The sequence below is a fragment of the Kribbella sp. NPDC051936 genome, from assembly GCF_040680955.1.
In the GTDB taxonomy this organism is placed as follows: domain Bacteria; phylum Actinomycetota; class Actinomycetes; order Propionibacteriales; family Kribbellaceae; genus Kribbella.
Window position 1 is genome coordinate 39442 of sequence record NZ_JBFAXS010000002.1, and the last position, 17985, is coordinate 57426.

The window sequence follows — 17985 nt, forward strand, 5'->3', positions numbered from 1 at the left end:
AAAGTCCGGGCCGTTCTCGCGCACAATATCTCTGCCCCAGAGGTATTCTGGACGGCGTGAGCGAACTCCTGGCCGAGGAACTGATCGCCGCGATCGGGCTCGTACGGCGGCGGCTGCGCCGCTCCGCGGGACGTCCGTTCCCCTTGTCCGCGCTCACCGATTCCCAGGCCGAGCTGGTCCGCACCGTGCGGCGCAACCCCGGCATCTCGGTCGCCGAGGCCGCCGCCGAGCTCGGCCTGGTCGCGAACACGGTGTCGACCCTCGTCGGGCAGCTCACCGACCGCGGCCTGCTGCAGCGCACGCCCGACGCGTCCGATCGGCGCGTCGCCCGGTTGACGCTCACCGAGCCGGCCCGTGAACAGGTCGAGGCCTGGCGCGACCGCCGTACGGCGCTGGTGTCCGGTGTGCTCGACGACCTGACGCCGGACGAGCGCGACGCGCTGGTCGCCGCGCTGCCGGTGCTGACCTGGCTCGCGGAGCGCCTGCATCCCGAGGAGCAGCTCAGGAAGGAGCGCGTATGAGTGCGGAACCCGCGGTGTCGGTGGCGGGTCTGAGTCACCGGTTCGGTGACCAGCTCGCGGTCGACGACCTCGACCTGACCGTCTCCCCCGGCGAATGCTTCGGCCTGCTCGGTCCCAACGGAGCCGGCAAGACGACGACGCTACGGGTGCTGAACACGCTCTACCCGCCGCAGTCCGGCACGGTCCGGGTCTTCGGCCTCGACGTCCGCACCGACGCGATGCGGGTCCGCCGGATGCTCGGGTACGTCCCGCAGCAGCTGTCCATCGAGGGCGCGCTCACCGGCCGCGAGAACGTCTCCTGGTTCGCGCGCCTGTTCGACGTACCGCGGCGGGAGCGGGCCGCGCGGGTGGCGGAGGTCCTGGAGATCGTCGACCTGACCGACGCGGCCGACCGGCTCGCGTCGACGTACTCCGGCGGGATGGTGCGCCGGCTCGAGCTCGCGCAGGCGCTGGTGAACCGGCCGGCGCTGCTCGTGCTGGACGAGCCGACGGTCGGGCTCGACCCGGTGGCCAGGGATTCGGTGTGGGCGCGGGTGCAGGAGATGCAGGAGCGGTACGGGATGACCGTGCTGTTGACCACGCACTACATGGAGGAGGCGGACATCCTCTGTGACCGGGTCGCCCTGCTGCACCTCGGCCGGCTCCGCGCCGTCGGTACGCCGGGCGAGCTGAAGGCCGCGCTCGGTCCCGGCGCGAGCCTCGAGGATGTGTTCCGGCACCACACCGGGGAAAGCCTGGAGGGTCAGGCGAAGGGAGGTCTGCGCGATGTCCGTGGCACCCGCCGCACCGCCCAGCGCCTGGGTTGATTCGCGCCCGCGCGCGGCGCTCCGGCTGTTCTCCCGGATCGGGACGTTCTGCCTGGTCGAGCTGCAGAAGCTGCGGCACGACCGGACCGAGCTGATCACCCGCGCGATCCAGCCGGTCCTGTGGCTGGTCATCTTCGGCCAGACGTTCAGCCGGATCCGGGCGATCCCGACCGGCGACGTCCCGTACCTCGACTACCTGGCGCCCGGCATCATCGCGCAGTCGGCGCTGTTCGTCGCGATCTTCTACGGGATCCAGATCATCTGGGAGCGCGACGCCGGGATCCTCACCAAGCTCCTGGTCACGCCGTCGCCGCGCTCGGCGCTGGTCGCCGGGAAGGCGTTCGCGGCCGGGGTCCGGACGATCTCCCAGGCGATCGTCGTCCTCATCGTCGCCGCGCTGCTCGGCGTCAGCCTCACCTGGAACCCGCTGAAGCTGCTCGCGATGCTCGCGGTCGTCGTGCTCGGGGCGGCGTTCTTCTCCTGCCTGTCGATGACGATCGCCGGCCTGGTGCTGCGCCGCGACCGGCTGATGGGCATCGGCCAGGCGATCACGATGCCGCTGTTCTTCGCGTCCAACGCCCTCTACCCGGTCGACATCATGCCCGGCTGGCTCCGCGCGCTCTCGCATGCCAATCCACTCACGTACGAGGTCAGCGCCCTCCGCGGCCTGCTGATCGGCCAGCCCACCAACTACCTGCTCGACTTCACCGTCCTCATCGCCGCTGCCATCGCCGGCATCTGCGCAGCTTCGGCGCTGCTCGGACGGCTCGCGCGTTAGAGATCGAAGTCGTGCATCCGCTCCAGGTACTCAGGCCGCTCGGCCAGCGTGGTGATCTCGGGCATGCGTCGCAGTCTGGCACCGAACCAGGACCAGCAGGGCGACGGCCGCGGTGACGAGCCCCGACCCGATCAGCGCGAGCTCCGCACCGACCGCGCCGATGATCGGCCCGCCGGCAAGCATCCCGGCCGCGCTGCCGGCGCTCACGACGACGCTCTGCCCGGACAGCAACGCGCGCCGCTCGGCACCGACGGACGTGCGCGTGATGAGGACGGAGATCGCGGCGATTCCGATCACCACGGTCACTCCCGACAAGGCGCCCATCACGGCGACCACCGGCGGCGTCGTCCACACGCCCATCCCGACCCAGCACAGCCCGCTCCAGGCCCAGGCCACCGACGCGGCCACTGTCGGCCTGGTACGCCGGACCACCGCCAGCGACACCGCGGTGCCGACGAGCGACCCCACGCCGTACCCCGTCATGCCCGCGGCCAGGTAAACGCCGGGCTGCCCGCGTTCCTCACCGACGACCGACAGCCCGAGCGTGAACGCGAACCACGTGACGCATCCCGTGCCGCGGACCACCCATCCGTAGGCGACCTCGGTGCGCCCGCGCAGACTGCCGCGGATCGACGGCGTCACCAGACCTGCTGGAGCCCGCTCGGACCGGACGGCGCAGGCCAGGAGTCCGGCGTCGGCGACGCTTGTGGCTTCGATCCAGAGCAACCCGTTCGTCAAGCCGGTGGAGATCGCGAGCGCTCCGACGGTCGGACCGATCAGCATCCCGAACCGTCGTAGCCCGTCCTGCCAGGTCAGCAATTGGACCGCCCGGCCATCGCCCCACCGGTCACCGGTGTCGGCGAGCAGCGCCGACCGGCCCGGGTTCGACAAAGCATCGCCGCACCCGAGCAGCAGGCCACTCAGGATCAGCCACTCCGGCGACAAGTTGCCCAATCCGGCGGCCGCGGGAACCGATGCCAGCGCGATCGCGGACACAAGCGCCACGACCGCGAGCCGCGGGCCGGAGTCGACGCACTGCCGCGCCCTCCTGGCCCACCACGGTGACAGCACCACCGGTACGCCGGCCGCGCCCGCGACCAGTCCGGTCGCCGCGACGGACCCGGTCTCACGCAGGATCACCAACGGCAGCGCGACCTGGGCAATCCGGAACGCGAAGTCCGCCGTACCACTTCCGGCCAGCAGGACCAATGCCTCGGATCGCGCCTTCACACCTTGCATTCTTGGCATTCGGGCGGCGCCCAGGTAGCCGGCGGATCTTGCTCGCTTGCCATAGGCTCAGCCTATGGCCTCATTACCATCGGTCGAGGACCTCCGGCTGGTCCAGGCCGTCACCCGCACCGGCGCCGTGGGAACCGCCGCACGGGAGTTGCGCATCTCGCAGCCGTCCGCCTCCCAGCGGCTCGCCCGGCTCGAACGGCTCTGCGGCACCAAGCTCTTCGAGCGCGACACCCGCGGCGCCCGCCCCACGCGGGCCGGGGCCGAGCTCAGCCGCCGCGCCGACCACATCCTCGGCCACCTCGAGGAGGTGTACGACGCCACCCGCGCGGCCGCGGTCACCGAGCGGCTCGTGATCGGCACCTTCGCCAGCCTCGCGCCGATCCTGTTCCCGGTCCTCGACGCCGACCTCCCCGACCTGGAGATCCAGCAGCAGGTCGACCACGGTCACTTCCTGGTCGAGCGCGTCGCCGAGGGCACCATGGACGCCGCGTTCATCGCCATCGCCGACCAGATGACGCTGCCGCGCGGCACTGTGTCCCGCCGCCTCGGCCGCGACGAACTCGTCCTGTTCGTCCCGCCCGGCGCCCGCCCACCCGGCCGGGGGCGCCGACCGCTGAAGGACCGCCAGATCGCGTTCTCGACGTACGACCGGGGTGCCGAGGACATCCACTCGCGGCTTGCGGCGCTGGGCGCGATCCCACGCCGCGGCGTCACCCTCAGCACCACCGTCGCCATGGCCCGTCGCAGCTCGCACCTGGCCCTGGTCCCCCGCAGCGCCCTCGCCACCGAACTCCGCGCCGGCGAGCACCTCACCCCCGCGCCGTTCCACTACCGCCTCACGCTCTCGGTCGTCACCACTCCCTCGCCCCCGCAACCTCTGATGAAGCACCTCCCCCAGCTCCGCGCCACGCTGAACCTGTTGTGAACGCCCAGGTGTCACCACTGCGCAGGACGATCTGACCGGTACTGGTCAGCGGCGTTGACCGCGCGCCGCCCGCGGCGGTGGGGTGAAGAGCATGGCGACCGTCGACGACGTCCGACGACAGTTCCGGAACCCGCCGCCCGAGGCGCGGCCGATGATGCGCTGGTGGTGGTTCGGTCCGTCCGTCGAGCGAGACGAGATCGACCGCGAGCTGGAAGCCATGGCCGCGGCGGGACTCGGCGGCGCCGAAGTCGCGTTCGTCTACCCGATGGCGCCGGTGACCGCGCCGTTCGGATCGCCGGAGTTCCTCGAGCTCGTCGGGCACGCGGCCAGGACCGCGCGCCGCCTCGGCCTGCGGTTCGACGTGACGCTCGGCAGCGGATGGTCGTACGGCGGCCCGCATATCGGCCCCTCGTTGGCTGCGCGGCACCTGCACTGGGACCGCCGCGAGATCGGCGCCGCGGCGTACGACGTACCGATCGTGGATGCCTGGCCCGGTGACGAGTTCGTGGCCGCGTACGTCGGTGACGGGTCGGCGGGCGCGCCGTCGTCGTACGTCGAGGTGCCGGTGCGGGACGGGATCATCCGCGTACCGGCAGGCGGTCAGCCGCGAGAGGTGCTGATCGCGACGTCCCGTGTGACCGGCCAGAACGTGAAGCGGGCCGCGGCGGGCGCCGAAGGGCTGACGCTCGACCACTACTCGGCGGCCGCGGCCGAAGAACACATCCGGCGGGTGGCGGAGCCGCTGGTGCAGGCCGCCACGCCGGAGCTGCTCGGGTCCGTGTTCTGCGACAGCCTCGAGGTGTACGGCGGCGACTGGACGGCGACGATGCTCGACGAGTTCGCGAAGCGGCGCGGGTACGACCTGCGGCCGCGGCTGTACGAACTGCTCGTCGGCACCGACGGCGCGCGGCAGCTGCGGATCGACTTCGGGCGGACCCTGTCGGAGCTGTACGAGGACAACTTCCTGAAGGTCTTCCAGCGCTGGGCGGCCGGGCACGGCGTACCGTTCCGGATCCAGAGCTACGGCGAACCGCCGGCGACGATGAGCAGCTATCGCCACGCGGACCTGTTCGAGGGCGAAGGCTGGGGCTGGACACGCCTTCCGGAGACCCGCTGGGCGTCGTCGGCCGCGAACATCCACGGCCGGCCGGTGGTGTCCGCCGAGGTCTGGACGTGGGTCCACTCGCCGTCGTTCCGCGCCACGCCGCTGGACCTGCAGGGCGAGGCCCACGAGCATTTCCTCTCCGGCGTCAACCAGCTGATCGGCCACGGATGGCCGTACTCGCCGTCCGGCGGACCGGGCCTCGGCTGGATCTTCTACGCCGCGGGCGCGCTCGACGACCGGAACCCTTGGTGGCCGACGGCAACTGCCTTGTTCGGTTCCCTGCACCGCCTCTCCTGGGTGCTCCAGCAGGGCGTACCGGTCCGGCCGGTGAAGATCTACGTCCCGACGTACGACGCGTACGCCGCACGCGCCGGGCACGCCGAGCCGCTCAACCTGTACCGCGTCGTGCGGCAGCTGATCCCCGAGAGCGTGCCCCGGATCATCCGCGAGGCCGGGCTCGACTTCGACCTGGTCGACGACGACGCGCTGGCCGTGCTGGATCCGTCCGACGCGCCGCTGGTCGTCGTACCCGAAGGAACCACGACCCCACCGGAGACCAGCCGCTGGCTCGCCGCCGTCGAGGCGTCCGGCGGACAGGTCGTCACCGACGTCAACACGCTCGCCGGCCACCTTCCCCCGCCACCGATCCAGCCGCAGCAGGACATCGGCATCGTCCACCGCCGCCTGGCCGACGGCGACCTCTACTTCGTCGCCAACACCGGCACTCAGCCCCGCACCCTCACCTTCCCGCACCCAATGGAACGCTGGAACCCGCTCTCCGGCATGGTGACCGTCACCCGCACGACGATCCTCGCTCCGTACGAGGCGGCTGTCCTGACGCCGACCGGGCTCGAGGATGACGTACCGGAGCAGCGTGAGCGCCTCGACAGCGCAGTGCAGGGCGACTGGTCGGTGGCCTTCGGTGGTGAGACACGTCCGGTTTCGCTCCCGCACCGGTGGGAGGACGACCCGGCGTTGGCGACGCACTCAGGCTCGGCCACCTATCGCACCGAGCTCGAACTCCCGGACACCACCGACCACCTGCTCCTCGACTTCGGCCCGGGCGAGCCGGTCGGGCCGGGCAGCGAGCCCTACCTCCCGGCCAACTCCTATCGCGCCCTCATCACCTCGCCCATCGGCGTCGCCGCCGACATCTGGCTCAACGACGTCCACTGCGGTTCGCTCTGGGCCCCGCCGTACGAGGTCGACCTCACCGACGCCGCGCGCCCGGGCACGAACGACCTGCGCATCGACGTACACAACACGGCAGCCAACGCGCTCTCGGCGGACCGCCACCTTCTGCAGGCGGCCGCCGACGTGACAGCCGAGTTCGGCCGCCGCTTCGATCTGCAACACATCGAGCACGCAGCGGACTTCTTGAACTCAGGTCTTCTCAACCGGCCGGTGGTCGTACGACGCTCGAAGAAGGACCAGAGCGAACGAAGGTGAGTGAGATGTCAACGGTGCGGAACTGGGTCGTGGACATCGAGATCGACGAGCAGGGCGACGAACGGGTGACACGGGCCGAGGCGCGGCTGAACACCCATCAGGAGGAGCAGTTCTCGGCACGCGGTACGGCGTACCGGCACCCGCACGACCGGGAGGTGCCGCGGATCGGCGACCAACTGGCGGCGGCGCGGGCGCTGTCCGAACTCTCGCACCAGCTCGTGCTGGCGGCGGCCGAGAACATCGAGCAGGTGACCCACCGGCCGAGTCACCTGCAGGGGTGACGCCTCAGGCCTGATCGAGGAAGCGGTCGAGGACCCGCGAGCCGAACTCCAGCGCGGACGTCGGCACCCGCTCGTCGATGCCGTGGAACATGCCCATGAAGTCCAGGTCCGGCGGCAGCTGCAGCGGCACGAACCCGAAGCAGCGCACGCCCAGCCGGCTCCACGACTTGGCGTCGGTGCCGCCCGACATCAGCAGCGGCGCGAACCGGCTCTGCGCGTCCTCGGCCTGGATGCACGCCTTCATCGCCTCGACCAGACCGCCGCTGAACTCGGTCTCCAGCGCGATGTCGGTGACGACGGTCTCGCGCTGCACCTTGTCGCCGAGCAACTCGTCGATGGTGGCGTAGAACTCGTCCTCGTACCCGGGCAGGAACCGCCCGTCGATATGCGCCTCGGCGTCACCCGGGATCACGTTCACCTTGTAGCCGGCGTTCAGCATCGTCGGGTTCGCGGTGTTGCGGATCGTGGCGCCGAACATCCGGCTGAAGCTGCCCAGCTTGGCCAGCGTCGCGGTCATGTCGTCGGGGTCGAGCTCGACCTGGAGCACGTCCTCGAGCGTCTTCAGGAACTCGCGGACGGTCGGCGTCACGCGCAGCGGCCACTCGTGCGCGCCGATCCGGGTGACCGCCTCGACCAGATTGGTGACCGCGTTGTCGGTGTTCACCATCGACCCGTGGCCCGCCGTGCCGCGGGCCTTGAGCCGCATCCAGTTCATGCCCTTCTCGGCGGTCTCGATCAGGTACAGCCGCAGGTCGTCCTTGACCGTGATCGAGAAGCCGCCCACCTCGCCGATGCCCTCGGTGCAGTCGGCGACCGTGTCCGGGTGGTTGTTGATCAGCCACTGGGCGCCGTACACCCCGCCGGCCTCTTCGTCGGCCGTGAACACCAGCCGGACCGGCCGCCGCGGCTTCACGCCGGCCCGCTGCCGCGCCCGCACGACGGACAGCACCATCGCGTCGAAGTCCTTCATGTCGACCGCGCCGCGGCCCCACACGCACCCGTCGAAGATCTCCCCGGCGAACGGGTCGACCTTCCAGTCCTTCGGGTCCGCCGGCACGACGTCGAGGTGCCCGTGCACGAGCAGCGGGTCCGCACTCCGGTCCTCGCCGTCCCAGTGCGCGACCAGCGTCGCGCGGCCCGGCTCCGACTCGTAGATCGTCGACTCGATCCCGACCTCGTCCAGCTTGGCCGCGACGTACTCCGCCGCCACGCGCTCGCCGTTGCTCTTGCCGTTGCCGTAGTTCGTGGTGTCGATCCGGATCAGCTCGCTGCAGAGCTCCACCACCTCGGCGTCGGCGGCGTACGACGTACGGTCACTGGAGGTCGTCATGTGGCCATCCTCCCCCACGCCTGGTTCGTGGGCCGAGTCAGGTCAGCGTCAGGTCAGCGTGATGGTGTCGCCGGTGATCGTGATCTGTTTCGGCGGCAGTGGGCGCGGCGCCGGTCCGGCGACGACGGCCCCGGTCGCGACGGCGTACTTGCTGCCGTGGCAGTCGCAGTTGATGGTGCCGCCGGAGACGCTCGCGACGGGGCAGCTCTGATGGGTGCAGATCGAGCTGAACGCCTTGAACGTGCCCTTGACCGGCTGCGTCACCACGACCTGGTTCGGCGCGAAGATCTTGCCGCCGCCGACCGGGATGTCGGCGATCTTGCCGAGGACGGTGTTGGCCGGCGCGGGCGCCGGGGTCGCCGTGGGTTCGCCGTACTTCTGGCACCCCGTGAGGCCCGCGAGCCCGGCGGCGGCTCCGGCCAGGATCGTACGGCGGCTTGGTGCGTCCACATCTGCTCCCTTCAGCGGATGATGCCGAACGTGGTGAAGAACCACAGCGAGGACGTCAGCCACAGGCCGACGAGTCCCGTGAAGACCGCGCCACCGGCGACGGGCAGCAGCCAGCGCGGTGCGTCGGTGCGGGTGAGCGACAGCATCTTCACGACGAAGGCGCCGTAGAAGAAGCAGCCGAGCAGCGAGTGGATCAATACCCGCGGCTCGCCGTACTGGAAGCCCAACGCGTAAAGGCAATGGGCGACGACCGGCAGGGTGAAGGCGACGGCGGCCCGGCCGGACCAGCGGTGCAGCGGTGCGAGGCCGGGTCGGCCGCGGTACAGGGCGATCGCCGACAGGACCTGGACCAGGCCCAGCACCGCGGCGACCGTTGCCAGCCAGGCCTTCACCGACCGGAAGCTCGAGAAGCCGGCGATGTCGATCGCGACACCGGTCGGGTCGTGCAGGCGGCCGTAGACGCCCAGCGCGACGGCCACCGCGGCGCCGGCCGCGAACGGTACGACGACTGTGCTCGCCTTGGGGCCTGTGGCTGTGGTCATCTCAGAACGTCTCGTCGCCGGTGATCGTCAGGGCTGTGACGGACACGCCGTCGACCGTCGATGTGCGGTTGGCCGGGTCGAGTGGCGGGGCGGGTGCCGGCGTACCGTCGTCGTCGACGCCGACCTGCTGGCCGTTGGGGAGGACGATCCAGCCGATCGTTCTTGTGCTGTTGCGGGCTCGGTACAGGCCTGCCGGCGGACCGGCTGTGGGGATCGTGAAGCGCAGCGTGCGGCCGTTCAGGGTGAACGTTCCGGTCGCAGCTGTCGGGCTCAGGGTGGCGGTCAGGTGGTCGCCGGTGCGCGAACGGAGGACGGCTCGGTCGTTCGCGACGGTTCCGGTCAGCCAGGCTTCCAGAGTGCGGCCGTCGCAGACGTAGCTGACGGCGCGGGTGCCTTTGACGGCTAGGGCCACGGCTTCTCGGGTCGGGGTGCGTCCGGCGTACACGACTGTGCGTGCGGCGGGTGGCTTCGTGGTTGCCGGTGCTTTGGTGGTTGCCGGTGCTTGTGTGGTCGGCGGGGCGGTCGTCTGCGGTGGGCTCGTGCTCGTTGGACTGATGGCTTGGGTGCCGGTTCGAGCGCTCGTCGGGGTGCTCGCCTGGGTGCTGTTCACGACGAGCAGGACGACCAGCCCCGCGGCGGTCGCCGCCAGTGTCACCAGTGGACTTCGCTGCCCCATCTCACCCCCACCCCGACACGAGGATCCCGCCGGCGCGGCGGCCCGGTCAACGGCTGGGACGAGTACGTTGGATCCATGAAGGGCGATCGGGTCGAGATCGTCGTCGACACGGGCGACGGCGTCTCGTCGTACGAGATCACGGCCACCAAGGCCGGCCGCCGCGTCGAGGTCACCACGAACCGCAGCGTCACCGAGGTCGTCGAGGTGACCCGCTCCGGCACGCCGATCCGCACCGCCCGCTTCCTGTCCGCCCGGGTCGTAGCCCTCGTCGAACACCCGGCCGGCGAGCCGTCCCCCGACGGATCGCGTGATGAACGTTGAACAGGTCGTCGTCGATGCCCGCGGCGTACAGCTGCCTGGTGAGCTGGCAGTGCCGGCAGCGGCCGCCGGTCTGGTGATCTTCGCGCACGGCAGCGACAGCAGTCGCCACAGCCCGCGGAACAAGTACGTCGCGCACGTCCTCAACCGGGCACGGTTCGCCACGCTGCTGTTCGACCTTCTGACGCCGACAGAGGCTCAGGACCGGCGCAACGTGTTCGACATCCCCGCGCTGGCCGATCGGCTGCGGGCGACGCACGAATGGGCCGGACGGCGGCTCGACCTCTCGGTCGGCTACTTCGGCGCCAGCACGGGCGCTGCTGCGGCCCTCTGGTCGGCGGGCAGCGGCTCCGACGTACACGCCGTCGTCTCCCGCGGCGGACGCGTGGACCTCGCCGCAACCCACCTGGCCGACGTCACGGCCCCGACGCTACTGATCGTCGGCGAACTCGACTTCGACGTATTGCGCCACAACCGCGACGCCCAGCAACAACTCCACTGCCCGAACTACCTGGAGGTAGTCCCCAACGCCACCCACCTTTTCACCGAACCAGACACCCTCGAACGAGTGGCCGACCTGGCCCGCAACTGGTTCCAGGCCCACCTGCACGGATGACCTGGCCGACCGAGCAGGACGAGCTGATAGCGCGGCAGCTCGAGCTGGCCGAGCTGCGACCAGCGCTGTGGAATCCGCCGGAGCGCTTGCTGATCGGCGCCGTCTGGATCTGCTTCCAGCGCGGCCTGACGAGTTCTGGTGCTGCGGGCGATCCCGCTTGGGCGGCCGCGGTGGTTCAGGACGGCGGCGAGGTTGTCGGCCAGAACTCGCGTCGCAGGCGCGAGGTTGTCGGGCAGGAGTTGCGTCGCGGCCGTGCGTCTGGCCCATATCTTCCTGGGCTGCTGGCGCTGCGCCTCGGGCCGCTGTGCGAGTACGTCGTACGCCGCCTCGCCCCCGCACCCGATGTCCTGCTGCTGGACGCCACCGGGGCGGATCACCCGCGCCGGGCCGGCTTCGCCACGCACCTGGGCGCCGTACTGGATCTCCCCACCATCGGCGTCACCCACCGGCCGTTGATCGCGACCGGACCGTGGCCGGCCGACGAGCCCGGCGCGACCTCGGCGCTCGCGATCGACGGCGAGCGGGTCGCCACCTGGCTCCGGACGAAGCCGGGCGCTCGTCCGCTGGTCGTCCATACGGGCTGGCGGACCGACCTCGCCACCGCCGTGCGGGTGATCAACCTGTGCAACGCCGGCCGCCGGACGCCCGAACCGCTGCGGCGCGCCCGGCAGGCCGCGCGGTTGCTCAGAGGACCTTGAGGCCGTACATCTCGCCGAGCGGGTCCGAGATCAGTTCGATCCGGGCGCCGTCGGGGTCGCGGAAGTAGATCGACGTACCGCTCTCCTCCAGGTACTCCACGCCCGCCTCGTCCAGGTTCTGCTTCAGCCGCTCCCACTGCGCCGGCTCGACCGAGATCGCCAGGTGGTGCAGTCCGCCGAGCACCTCGGCGTACGGCCCGAGGTCAAGACCGGGGAAGTCGAAGAACGCCAGCAGGTTCCCGTTGCCGATGTCGAAGAAGAAGTGTGTCGACCCCTCGTAGTCCCGGTTGCCGACCATCTCGGTCAGCGGGAACCCGAGCACGTCCTGGTAGAACCGCACCGTCCGCTCGACGTCCGCACTCAGCAGAGCCGTGTGATGCAGGCCGCGCGCCGTCGACGTACCACCGGGCTTCAGGTACGCCGACCTGATCCGGTCCCGCTCGGCCTCGATCGTGGACAGGTCGATCTCGGTCATCCACTCCCCCTCAGATCCGGAAGAACAAGTTCAGGTACCGGTCGGCGACGGCGCGGTCGCCCCGGATCGTACCGGCGTTGCTGCGACCGAACGCGGTCAGGACGAAACTGCCCGGATCGAACTCGATCACCGCCGGCAGATCATCGACGTCGCCGGCCGCGTAGTCCATACCGTCCGGGCCGACCGACACGCGCGTGTCGCCCGCGTTCGGTCCGCTGGTGATCCGGATGCCGAGCTCGCACGGATCCTTCGCGCCGGTGGTGTACTTCCACAGCACGAACATGAACGGGACCAGCAGGTCGGCGGCCTCGCCGGACAGCCCGTGCGCGCGGCCGGTGCCCTGCCGGATGTCCCAGGAGTGGACGCCGTAGTCCATCAACTGGAACGCCGGGTAGAAGAACGCCGGCAGCGGACCCATGTAGAAGTGCGGCACCGTGAACCCGCCCCAGTCGTCCGGCCCGAGCGCGTCGAACATCCCCATCATCTTGTCGAAGTCGGTCCGCAACCGCTCCACCAGCTCGTCCTGCGGCACACTGCGCAGCGCGAGCGCCTGCTTGTCCACCCGCTCGGCCATCCCCGGCAGCCCGTACGCCGCAGGCACCTCGGCGTGCGACCGGGCCGCGTCGAACGCCACGAAGTACGACTCGGTCGTGTCCGCGAGATGCGCCACCACGTCCCGCACTTCCCAGTGCCCGGCCCCGGTCGGCGCCTCCCAGACCCCGTCCCGCTCGGCCATCCCGAAGAACAGCTCCGCCTCCTGCCGCACCACCCGGAGCATTGTCTCCTTACCCGCGTACGCCATGCCGTTCCACTCGTCCACGGCGTCCTCACCTCCACCCCAGAGGCCACTGTTTGAATTTCAAACTACGCCCCCGACACGCCACCGTCACCACCCCGGAGCCCCGATGTGAATTCCACCCCTGGAGTTTGCTACTGTTCTCCGGTCGGCACCGCCCAGGCGGTACGACCACTCGTCCGGGTGGCGGAATAGGCAGACGCGCTAGCTTGAGGTGCTAGTGCCCGTTTTAGGGCGTGGGGGTTCAAGTCCCCCCTCGGACACAGACCTTATCCACACGGTCACCCATTGGGTCGACCTCAACGTCAACCATCTGGTCGGCGTGGTGGTACTTCAGCGAGAGTCGTAGCGAGCCGTAAAGCTGGTTCAACTCCTCGGGGTTAGCCGCGTTCAAAGCTGCCCCGATGTCGCCTAGCTCATCGATCCACGCCTCAAGCTGCGCCCGCGTGATCGTCACCTGGGTCGGCAGCGAAGCTAACAGCCTTTCGGCCGTCTGCTTCTCCGCCGCGGCCGCGTTGTACTGCTCACGCAGCTCGACTGGATCCCAGCCGGCATCCAGCGCCTTCCGCACCCGATCCATCGTGATCTTTGCCGCACGGACACGCCCCCGAAGGTCCTCGACATGTTCGATCCGGTGGTCCCCGGCGTCGTCCTCGACGAGCAGCGCCTCGATCGTCGCGGAGCGATGCACTGGGTCGAACAGGGATCCGATCCAGCGATTGACGGCGGGCGTCACGACGTCCTCCCGCAGGTAGATCTGCCGAGGATGGGCCTGCGCACTCGCAGACCCCGGAACCAGTGTCCGCGCGTTGCATCGGTAGTAGACAACGTCTTGCCGTCGAGCCGCCCCCTCCATCTTCCGCGAGCAGAGTCCGCACCTGATCAAGCCACGCAGCGCGTACACACGCTTCGGCGAGGTGCGGCGCCGCTCAACCGCTGACCACTTCTGGATGCCATCGGACTTCCGCTTCCGCCGCCGCAACTGCGCCGCGGTGAAGGTCTCCACCGAGATGATCGCCGGGTGCGCGGGCTCCCTCGATCGCACGATCTTCGCCTGCGGAGACCGCCGGAACCTCACTACGTAGCCCGCGGCAACATCATCCGGATCAAGAAGCTCTTCGACCTTCTGCCACCGCCCGTAGACGGCGTAGCCGGTGTACCGCGGGTTGTTGAGTATGGCAACAACCGTCGAGTGCTGCCATCCGTCCATCGACCGATGCCGGTTCTGCTGTGGAGCACGCGCCGACGGACACGGCACGCCTTCCCTGTTCAGCTGCTCAACGATCGCCTTCCTCCCCCACCCATCCAGATAGAGGTCGAAGATTCGCCGCACGACGGTGGCCGCGAACTCATCGATCGCCAGGACCCGCAGCCGCTGCCCTTCAGCTGCTTTCCGCGGATGCGGGTGCGGCCCGCCATCCACCACGACATACCCGTACGGCGGACGCCCACCCTGATACCGCCCATCAATCAACACCTGCGCAGCCATCGCCGCCCGAACCCGCCGCTGCACATGCTGACGCTCCGACTTCGACAAACCACCGGTGATCGTCATCGCCATGTCATGCACCGTGTTCTCCGGATCGAACCGTCCGCCCAGACTCGGTATCCACAGGGACACGCCGTACCGATCAAACTTCGGCCACGTCAGACTGAACTGATTGCTGAACCAGCAACGAGTCGCCTCCCCAACCACCAACCCGTCCCACCCGCGCTGCGGATTCTTCAAAGCGCGCAGCACTTCGTTGGCCTCCGTCCGCCGCTCCCAAGGCAACGACCGAGACTGCCCAATATCGAAGAACTCCGTGACCACCTCACCCCCGAGCGGCTCCACGAACCGCTGAGCCTCCCCCAACTGCCACGCCTTCGACGTAGCCGGATCCTGGTTGTCCTCCGTCGAACACCGCCCGTAGAACGCCAACCGCCCGATCCCACCACCATCCGGCTGATCCGCCAACGCCTCCATACCCAGCAACTCATCCAAAGTCGCCCACTCATCGCCATCACTCACGACGACTCCTCCTCTTCTTCGCACCCCTGAGCGGACCCACGCCTCGACCTCGCCAGCCGGGCGATAATCCGCCGAAGCACCCGAGCAGCCTGTGGATAAAGCACCGGCACCCGCTCCGGCATCTTCACTCCAACGCACGACTCGCGCCGCTCCCGCTGAACCTCTCGCCCATCCGCCATGCACGCTCAACGCTCGAGGCATCCAAAGAACTGGCAATCCGACAGCGCTGCGAAACGATGCGAGCGACTGAGCAACCCGCTATCAGATGTAAAGGCTGACCTGCGCTCGAACTCGTCTCGCAACATCTCGCAACACCCCTTGACCGCAATCACTCGCAAGCGGAGGGTAGTCAGCGGCAACCGACCGCAATCATCGATCCAAGGAGGACCGACATGCGCCTGACACTGGTCGCCGGTGACCCAGACTCCATCCCCGACAACTCGCCGACTCTCTACAAGACCGACCGTGGCAGCTGGGTCGTGCAAGGCTGGGTCGTCACCGACCCTGACGCCTTGAGTCAGCTCAACGTGCCCGAAGGCGAGACCGTAGTCGAGATCCCCGACCGGATGATCCCGTTCTTCAAGTAGGAGGATCGTGCAGGAACTCACCTACACTCAGTTCCAGGACCTGACGGCGTCGATCAAGCGCAGTGCCGTGCACCTCGAGACTCGGGATGCCTACGGCACCGAGACCGAACTTCCGCACATGGCCAAGTGGGCCGCGGGCGAGCCTGACGATCTGGACTGGCTACAAGGCTGGTGCAACAAGGTCCAGGGTCACGTCGAACAGGGGCGGTCGGTCCGGCGGGCCAAGATCGTCTCGGAGCCCCTCAGCGACTACCAGCGCTGGGCCCACACCTTGACAGGCCCCATGGTCGACGCCGGCGAGGACATCCGCTGGGTGCCGCGTCGCTCGGTGTCGTCGATCTGCATCCCTGGCAACGACTTCTACGTGCTCGACGACGAGCAGGTTGTCTTCCTGCACTACGCCGGCTCCGGTCTCAACACCGCTCTCACACTCTCCACCGATCCAGCCGACGTCGAGATGTGCCGCACCGCCTTTGAACGGGTGTGGGCGCTTTCCGTGCCGCACCGTGACTACCAGCCCCAGTAGCGCAGCTAAGAAGGCGCAGGAAGCACTCGGCCTGCGCCTTCGCTCACTACGCCTCGACGCCGGACTGACCGCGCGCCAACTCGCCGACGGGACCGGCTGGCACTTCACACGTATCAGCAAGATTGAGAACGGCGTCCAGCGACCGACCGACGCCGATATCCGCACCTGGTGCGCGGTCTGCGCCACCGACGCCGAAGTTCCAGACCTGATCGCGCAGGCCGGCTCGATCGGGTCGATGTACCTGGAGTTCCGGCATCGCTCGCGTACCGGCTTCAAGCAGCTCATGCGTTCGCCCGTTCCGCTCTATGAGCGCACCGCACAGTTTCGGATCTACGAGCACAACGTCATCCCCGGCTTGTTTCAGACCGCCGGCTACATCCGAGCCATGCTGCCGTTCTGGTTTACGTTCCTCGGTGTACGCAACGATCTCGAGGAGTCGGTCGCGGCCCGGCTCGAACGGCAATCCGTGCTGTACAACGGATCGAAGACCTTCTCGGTCGTGCTCGAAGAAGCCTGCCTACGGACACCCCTTGGGGATACCGAGACGTTGAGCGGCCAGCTCGATCGGCTGCTCTCGATCATGAGCCTGCCCAACGTGTCGCTCGGCATCATCCCGTCGCTGACCGTTCGCGACGTCATCGGCTCCGCCGGCTTCTGGATCTTCGATGACAACCTCGTGAAGCTGGAAACGCCCACCGCCAGCATCGAAGTCTCCCAACCCCAGGAAGTCGACCTCTACGCCACCATGTTCGATCACCTCCGCGGTTGGGCCGTCTACGGCCGCGACGCGCGCGAACTAATCCTCCGGAACCAGGGCGAGTTGGGATAGCAACTCCCCGCAACAACCTGGTCGTTGCTGGCGGCCCCTTTGTAGCGTCGGTGGCATGACGGCAGCGATGCACACCCGCGACGCACAGCGCGTACATGCGACCGGGAACTGCTACTCGTTGACCTGCAGTTGCGGGCCCGACGACCGCCCCCAGTCCGTCGAGTTACGTCGGGCGTATGCCTATGTGCGCGCTCACCTTCTGGTGTGTATGTCGGAAGTCAATCGCACAAGGGAACGTCTGTCGGCCTTCGCCGCCACCTCCGGCCTTGACCTCGCGGCCATCTTCGTCGAGGACGGCACCCGGTCGGCGGCGGCGTTCGGACGCTTGCTTGACGCTGTCGTCCGGGACCAGGTTGAGGTGGTGCTCCTGCCGAGCATGCTCCACCTGATGACGCTCGGATCCCCGAGGTGCATCAGGACCTACTTCGAGGTGGCGACCGGCGCCCAAGTACTTGCTCTCCCATGAGGGCCTTCACTCCTGATCCACCGTCGTACGGCGGCTCGACGCCGATCTCCCAGCCTGAGCGACCGTTCAGGTCAACGGCCGAGCAGGAACTCTGGCGCGTGCAGCTGTGGCTGGGCGACTACCTGATCGAGGAGCACATCGCCCCAACGGCCCTCGCAGAGCAGTACGCACACGTCATCACCCTTCGGATCCACGGCCTACCTGGCCGACACCTGCGCTGTCAGCGGATCGCCGACGCCGCAACCCAGAAGCCGGCCGGCGCGGGACGAGATGGCGAGTCCGTCCTGGGCCGGCCGTTCCAAACCCTCACCGACACTGGAGGTTCACCATGAGCAACGAGATGAGCGCAGTTCCCTTCGGCGTCCGTCACCTGGCGTCCGGGCCGGACACCACGCCGATGGAACTGCCAATGACCTACAGCGCCAACCTCCAATTGAACGTATCCGCGACCGGCAACCCGTACCACGCAATCGCCGCGGCCCTGCCGGAGACCAACACCGAGACACCAATCCCCGACGGCCAGCGGCCAGGATCGGACACTTCGACCGACAACTACTGACC

23 protein-coding genes and 1 tRNA gene are annotated in these 17985 nt (G+C 68.9%); 16 read left to right on the plus strand and 8 right to left on the minus strand.

The features are described 5' to 3' along the window. Window positions 1-56: 56 nt before the first annotated feature. Genes AB0L64_RS05920 through AB0L64_RS05930 form a run of 3 tightly spaced genes read left to right on the plus strand, consistent with a single transcriptional unit; the run spans window position 57 to window position 2105 of the window. Window positions 57-521: a MarR family transcriptional regulator gene (locus tag AB0L64_RS05920; RefSeq protein ID WP_363708190.1), complete on the plus strand. Its 465-nt coding sequence runs from the start codon at window positions 57-59 to the stop codon at window positions 519-521. After that, the gene (locus AB0L64_RS05925; protein WP_363708192.1) at window positions 518-1327 is read left to right on the plus strand and encodes an ATP-binding cassette domain-containing protein; all 810 of its coding nucleotides are present in this window, start codon (window positions 518-520) and stop codon (window positions 1325-1327) included. Before AB0L64_RS05920 ends, AB0L64_RS05925 begins: the two co-directional genes overlap by 4 nt. Further along, a complete protein-coding gene (locus AB0L64_RS05930; protein ID WP_363708194.1) occupies window positions 1287-2105 on the plus strand; it encodes an ABC transporter permease in 819 nt (272 codons plus the stop codon). Before AB0L64_RS05925 ends, AB0L64_RS05930 begins: the two co-directional genes overlap by 41 nt. 30 nt (window positions 2106-2135) lie before the next feature. On the opposite strand, the gene AB0L64_RS05935 is transcribed toward AB0L64_RS05930, so the two are convergent. Further along, a complete protein-coding gene (locus AB0L64_RS05935; RefSeq protein ID WP_363708196.1) occupies window positions 2136-3335 on the minus strand; it encodes an MFS transporter in 1200 nt (399 codons plus the stop codon). A 73-nt stretch (window positions 3336-3408) separates the two neighbouring features. Between AB0L64_RS05935 and AB0L64_RS05940 the strand changes: the two genes are divergently transcribed. From AB0L64_RS05940 to AB0L64_RS05950, 3 genes are all read left to right on the plus strand, one after another. Beyond that, a complete protein-coding gene (locus tag AB0L64_RS05940) occupies window positions 3409-4269 on the plus strand; it encodes a LysR family transcriptional regulator (RefSeq protein ID WP_363708198.1) in 861 nt (286 codons plus the stop codon). 91 nt (window positions 4270-4360) lie between these two features. Continuing rightward, a complete protein-coding gene (locus AB0L64_RS05945; protein ID WP_363708200.1) occupies window positions 4361-6823 on the plus strand; it encodes a glycosyl hydrolase in 2463 nt (820 codons plus the stop codon). Between the two features lie 5 nt (window positions 6824-6828). Next, the gene (locus tag AB0L64_RS05950; RefSeq protein ID WP_363708202.1) at window positions 6829-7104 is read left to right on the plus strand and encodes a DUF1876 domain-containing protein; all 276 of its coding nucleotides are present in this window, start codon (window positions 6829-6831) and stop codon (window positions 7102-7104) included. A gap of 4 nt (window positions 7105-7108) precedes the next feature. On the opposite strand, the gene AB0L64_RS05955 is transcribed toward AB0L64_RS05950, so the two are convergent. From AB0L64_RS05955 to AB0L64_RS05970, 4 genes are read right to left on the minus strand one after another with little or no spacing between them, the layout of a single operon-like run. After that, on the minus strand, window positions 7109-8434 hold the full coding sequence (locus AB0L64_RS05955; protein WP_363708204.1) for a M20/M25/M40 family metallo-hydrolase: 1326 nt from the start codon (window positions 8432-8434) through the stop codon (window positions 7109-7111). Between the two features lie 48 nt (window positions 8435-8482). Then, entirely contained in the window at window positions 8483-8884 is a 402-nt protein-coding gene (locus AB0L64_RS05960) for a Rieske (2Fe-2S) protein (protein WP_359924840.1), read from the minus strand. 11 nt (window positions 8885-8895) lie between these two features. After that, window positions 8896-9426, minus strand: coding sequence for a DUF6529 family protein (locus tag AB0L64_RS05965; RefSeq protein WP_363708206.1), 531 nt, complete (start codon window positions 9424-9426; stop codon window positions 8896-8898). 1 nt (window position 9427) lies between these two features. Then, on the minus strand, window positions 9428-10102 hold the full coding sequence (locus AB0L64_RS05970; protein ID WP_363708208.1) for a hypothetical protein: 675 nt from the start codon (window positions 10100-10102) through the stop codon (window positions 9428-9430). A gap of 75 nt (window positions 10103-10177) precedes the next feature. Here AB0L64_RS05970 and AB0L64_RS05975 point away from each other — a divergent pair, with 75 nt between their 5' ends. The 3 genes from AB0L64_RS05975 to AB0L64_RS05985 are packed head-to-tail and all read left to right on the plus strand — an operon-like array spanning window position 10178 to window position 11734. Next, window positions 10178-10423 (plus strand): hypothetical protein, encoded by a 246-nt coding sequence (locus tag AB0L64_RS05975; RefSeq protein ID WP_363708210.1) that lies wholly within the window; start codon window positions 10178-10180, stop codon window positions 10421-10423. After that, a complete protein-coding gene (locus tag AB0L64_RS05980) occupies window positions 10413-11036 on the plus strand; it encodes a hydrolase (protein WP_363708212.1) in 624 nt (207 codons plus the stop codon). Before AB0L64_RS05975 ends, AB0L64_RS05980 begins: the two co-directional genes overlap by 11 nt. After that, window positions 11033-11734 carry an endonuclease V gene (locus AB0L64_RS05985; RefSeq protein ID WP_363708214.1) on the plus strand — a complete coding sequence of 234 codons (702 nt, stop codon included), beginning with the start codon at window positions 11033-11035 and terminating at the stop codon, window positions 11732-11734. The genes AB0L64_RS05980 and AB0L64_RS05985 overlap by 4 nt, the downstream gene beginning before the upstream one ends. Here the strand turns inward: AB0L64_RS05985 and AB0L64_RS05990 are convergent. Together AB0L64_RS05990 and AB0L64_RS05995 are read right to left on the minus strand one after the other, a co-directional pair. Beyond that, window positions 11721-12209, minus strand: a complete 489-nt coding sequence (locus tag AB0L64_RS05990) for a VOC family protein (protein WP_363708216.1) — start codon at window positions 12207-12209, stop codon at window positions 11721-11723. The genes AB0L64_RS05985 and AB0L64_RS05990 overlap by 14 nt on opposite strands. 10 nt (window positions 12210-12219) lie before the next feature. Beyond that, window positions 12220-13029, minus strand: coding sequence for a maleylpyruvate isomerase family mycothiol-dependent enzyme (locus tag AB0L64_RS05995; protein ID WP_363708218.1), 810 nt, complete (start codon window positions 13027-13029; stop codon window positions 12220-12222). A gap of 153 nt (window positions 13030-13182) precedes the next feature. Here AB0L64_RS05995 and AB0L64_RS06000 point away from each other — a divergent pair. Then, window positions 13183-13268: transfer RNA gene (locus tag AB0L64_RS06000), tRNA-Leu, on the plus strand. Here AB0L64_RS06000 and AB0L64_RS06005 read toward each other — a convergent pair. Beyond that, complete coding sequence (locus AB0L64_RS06005) at window positions 13250-15016, minus strand: recombinase family protein (protein ID WP_363708220.1); 1767 nt, start codon at window positions 15014-15016, stop codon at window positions 13250-13252. The two genes, AB0L64_RS06000 and AB0L64_RS06005, sit on opposite strands and share 19 nt — an antisense overlap. Before the next feature lie 392 nt (window positions 15017-15408). Between AB0L64_RS06005 and AB0L64_RS06010 the strand changes: the two genes are divergently transcribed. Genes AB0L64_RS06010 through tgmA form a run of 6 tightly spaced genes read left to right on the plus strand, consistent with a single transcriptional unit; the run spans window position 15409 to window position 17983 of the window. Further along, on the plus strand, window positions 15409-15603 hold the full coding sequence (locus AB0L64_RS06010) for a hypothetical protein (protein ID WP_363708222.1): 195 nt from the start codon (window positions 15409-15411) through the stop codon (window positions 15601-15603). Between the two features lie 7 nt (window positions 15604-15610). Continuing rightward, window positions 15611-16129, plus strand: coding sequence for a DUF6879 family protein (locus AB0L64_RS06015; RefSeq protein ID WP_363708224.1), 519 nt, complete (start codon window positions 15611-15613; stop codon window positions 16127-16129). After that, a complete protein-coding gene (locus tag AB0L64_RS06020) occupies window positions 16110-16958 on the plus strand; it encodes a helix-turn-helix transcriptional regulator (protein WP_363708226.1) in 849 nt (282 codons plus the stop codon). The genes AB0L64_RS06015 and AB0L64_RS06020 overlap by 20 nt, the downstream gene beginning before the upstream one ends. 55 nt (window positions 16959-17013) lie before the next feature. Beyond that, window positions 17014-17424, plus strand: a complete 411-nt coding sequence (locus tag AB0L64_RS06025; protein WP_363708228.1) for a hypothetical protein — start codon at window positions 17014-17016, stop codon at window positions 17422-17424. Further along, on the plus strand, window positions 17421-17756 hold the full coding sequence (locus AB0L64_RS06030) for a hypothetical protein (protein ID WP_363708230.1): 336 nt from the start codon (window positions 17421-17423) through the stop codon (window positions 17754-17756). The genes AB0L64_RS06025 and AB0L64_RS06030 overlap by 4 nt, the downstream gene beginning before the upstream one ends. Continuing rightward, complete coding sequence (gene tgmA / locus AB0L64_RS06035) at window positions 17753-17983, plus strand: putative ATP-grasp-modified RiPP (RefSeq protein WP_363708232.1); 231 nt, start codon at window positions 17753-17755, stop codon at window positions 17981-17983. Before AB0L64_RS06030 ends, tgmA begins: the two co-directional genes overlap by 4 nt. The last annotated feature ends 2 nt before the right edge of the window (window positions 17984-17985 follow it).

Coding starts and splice junctions, on each gene's coding strand:
- AB0L64_RS05925 (WP_363708192.1), top strand. CDS start 518: ATGAGTGCGGAACCCGCGGTGTCGGTGGCGGGTCTGAGTCACCGGTTC.
- AB0L64_RS05930 (WP_363708194.1), top strand. CDS start 1,287: ATGTCCGTGGCACCCGCCGCACCGCCCAGCGCCTGGGTTGATTCGCGC.
- AB0L64_RS05940 (WP_363708198.1), top strand. CDS start 3,409: ATGGCCTCATTACCATCGGTCGAGGACCTCCGGCTGGTCCAGGCCGTC.
- AB0L64_RS05945 (WP_363708200.1), top strand. CDS start 4,361: ATGGCGACCGTCGACGACGTCCGACGACAGTTCCGGAACCCGCCGCCC.
- AB0L64_RS05950 (WP_363708202.1), top strand. CDS start 6,829: ATGTCAACGGTGCGGAACTGGGTCGTGGACATCGAGATCGACGAGCAG.
- AB0L64_RS05955 (WP_363708204.1), bottom strand. CDS start 8,434: ATGACGACCTCCAGTGACCGTACGTCGTACGCCGCCGACGCCGAGGTG.
- AB0L64_RS05965 (WP_363708206.1), bottom strand. CDS start 9,426: ATGACCACAGCCACAGGCCCCAAGGCGAGCACAGTCGTCGTACCGTTC.
- AB0L64_RS05970 (WP_363708208.1), bottom strand. CDS start 10,102: ATGGGGCAGCGAAGTCCACTGGTGACACTGGCGGCGACCGCCGCGGGG.
- AB0L64_RS05975 (WP_363708210.1), top strand. CDS start 10,178: ATGAAGGGCGATCGGGTCGAGATCGTCGTCGACACGGGCGACGGCGTC.
- AB0L64_RS05980 (WP_363708212.1), top strand. CDS start 10,413: ATGAACGTTGAACAGGTCGTCGTCGATGCCCGCGGCGTACAGCTGCCT.
- AB0L64_RS05985 (WP_363708214.1), top strand. CDS start 11,033: ATGACCTGGCCGACCGAGCAGGACGAGCTGATAGCGCGGCAGCTCGAG.
- AB0L64_RS05990 (WP_363708216.1), bottom strand. CDS start 12,209: ATGACCGAGATCGACCTGTCCACGATCGAGGCCGAGCGGGACCGGATC.
- AB0L64_RS06010 (WP_363708222.1), top strand. CDS start 15,409: ATGCGCCTGACACTGGTCGCCGGTGACCCAGACTCCATCCCCGACAAC.
- AB0L64_RS06025 (WP_363708228.1), top strand. CDS start 17,014: ATGACGGCAGCGATGCACACCCGCGACGCACAGCGCGTACATGCGACC.
- AB0L64_RS06030 (WP_363708230.1), top strand. CDS start 17,421: ATGAGGGCCTTCACTCCTGATCCACCGTCGTACGGCGGCTCGACGCCG.
- tgmA (WP_363708232.1), top strand. CDS start 17,753: ATGAGCAACGAGATGAGCGCAGTTCCCTTCGGCGTCCGTCACCTGGCG.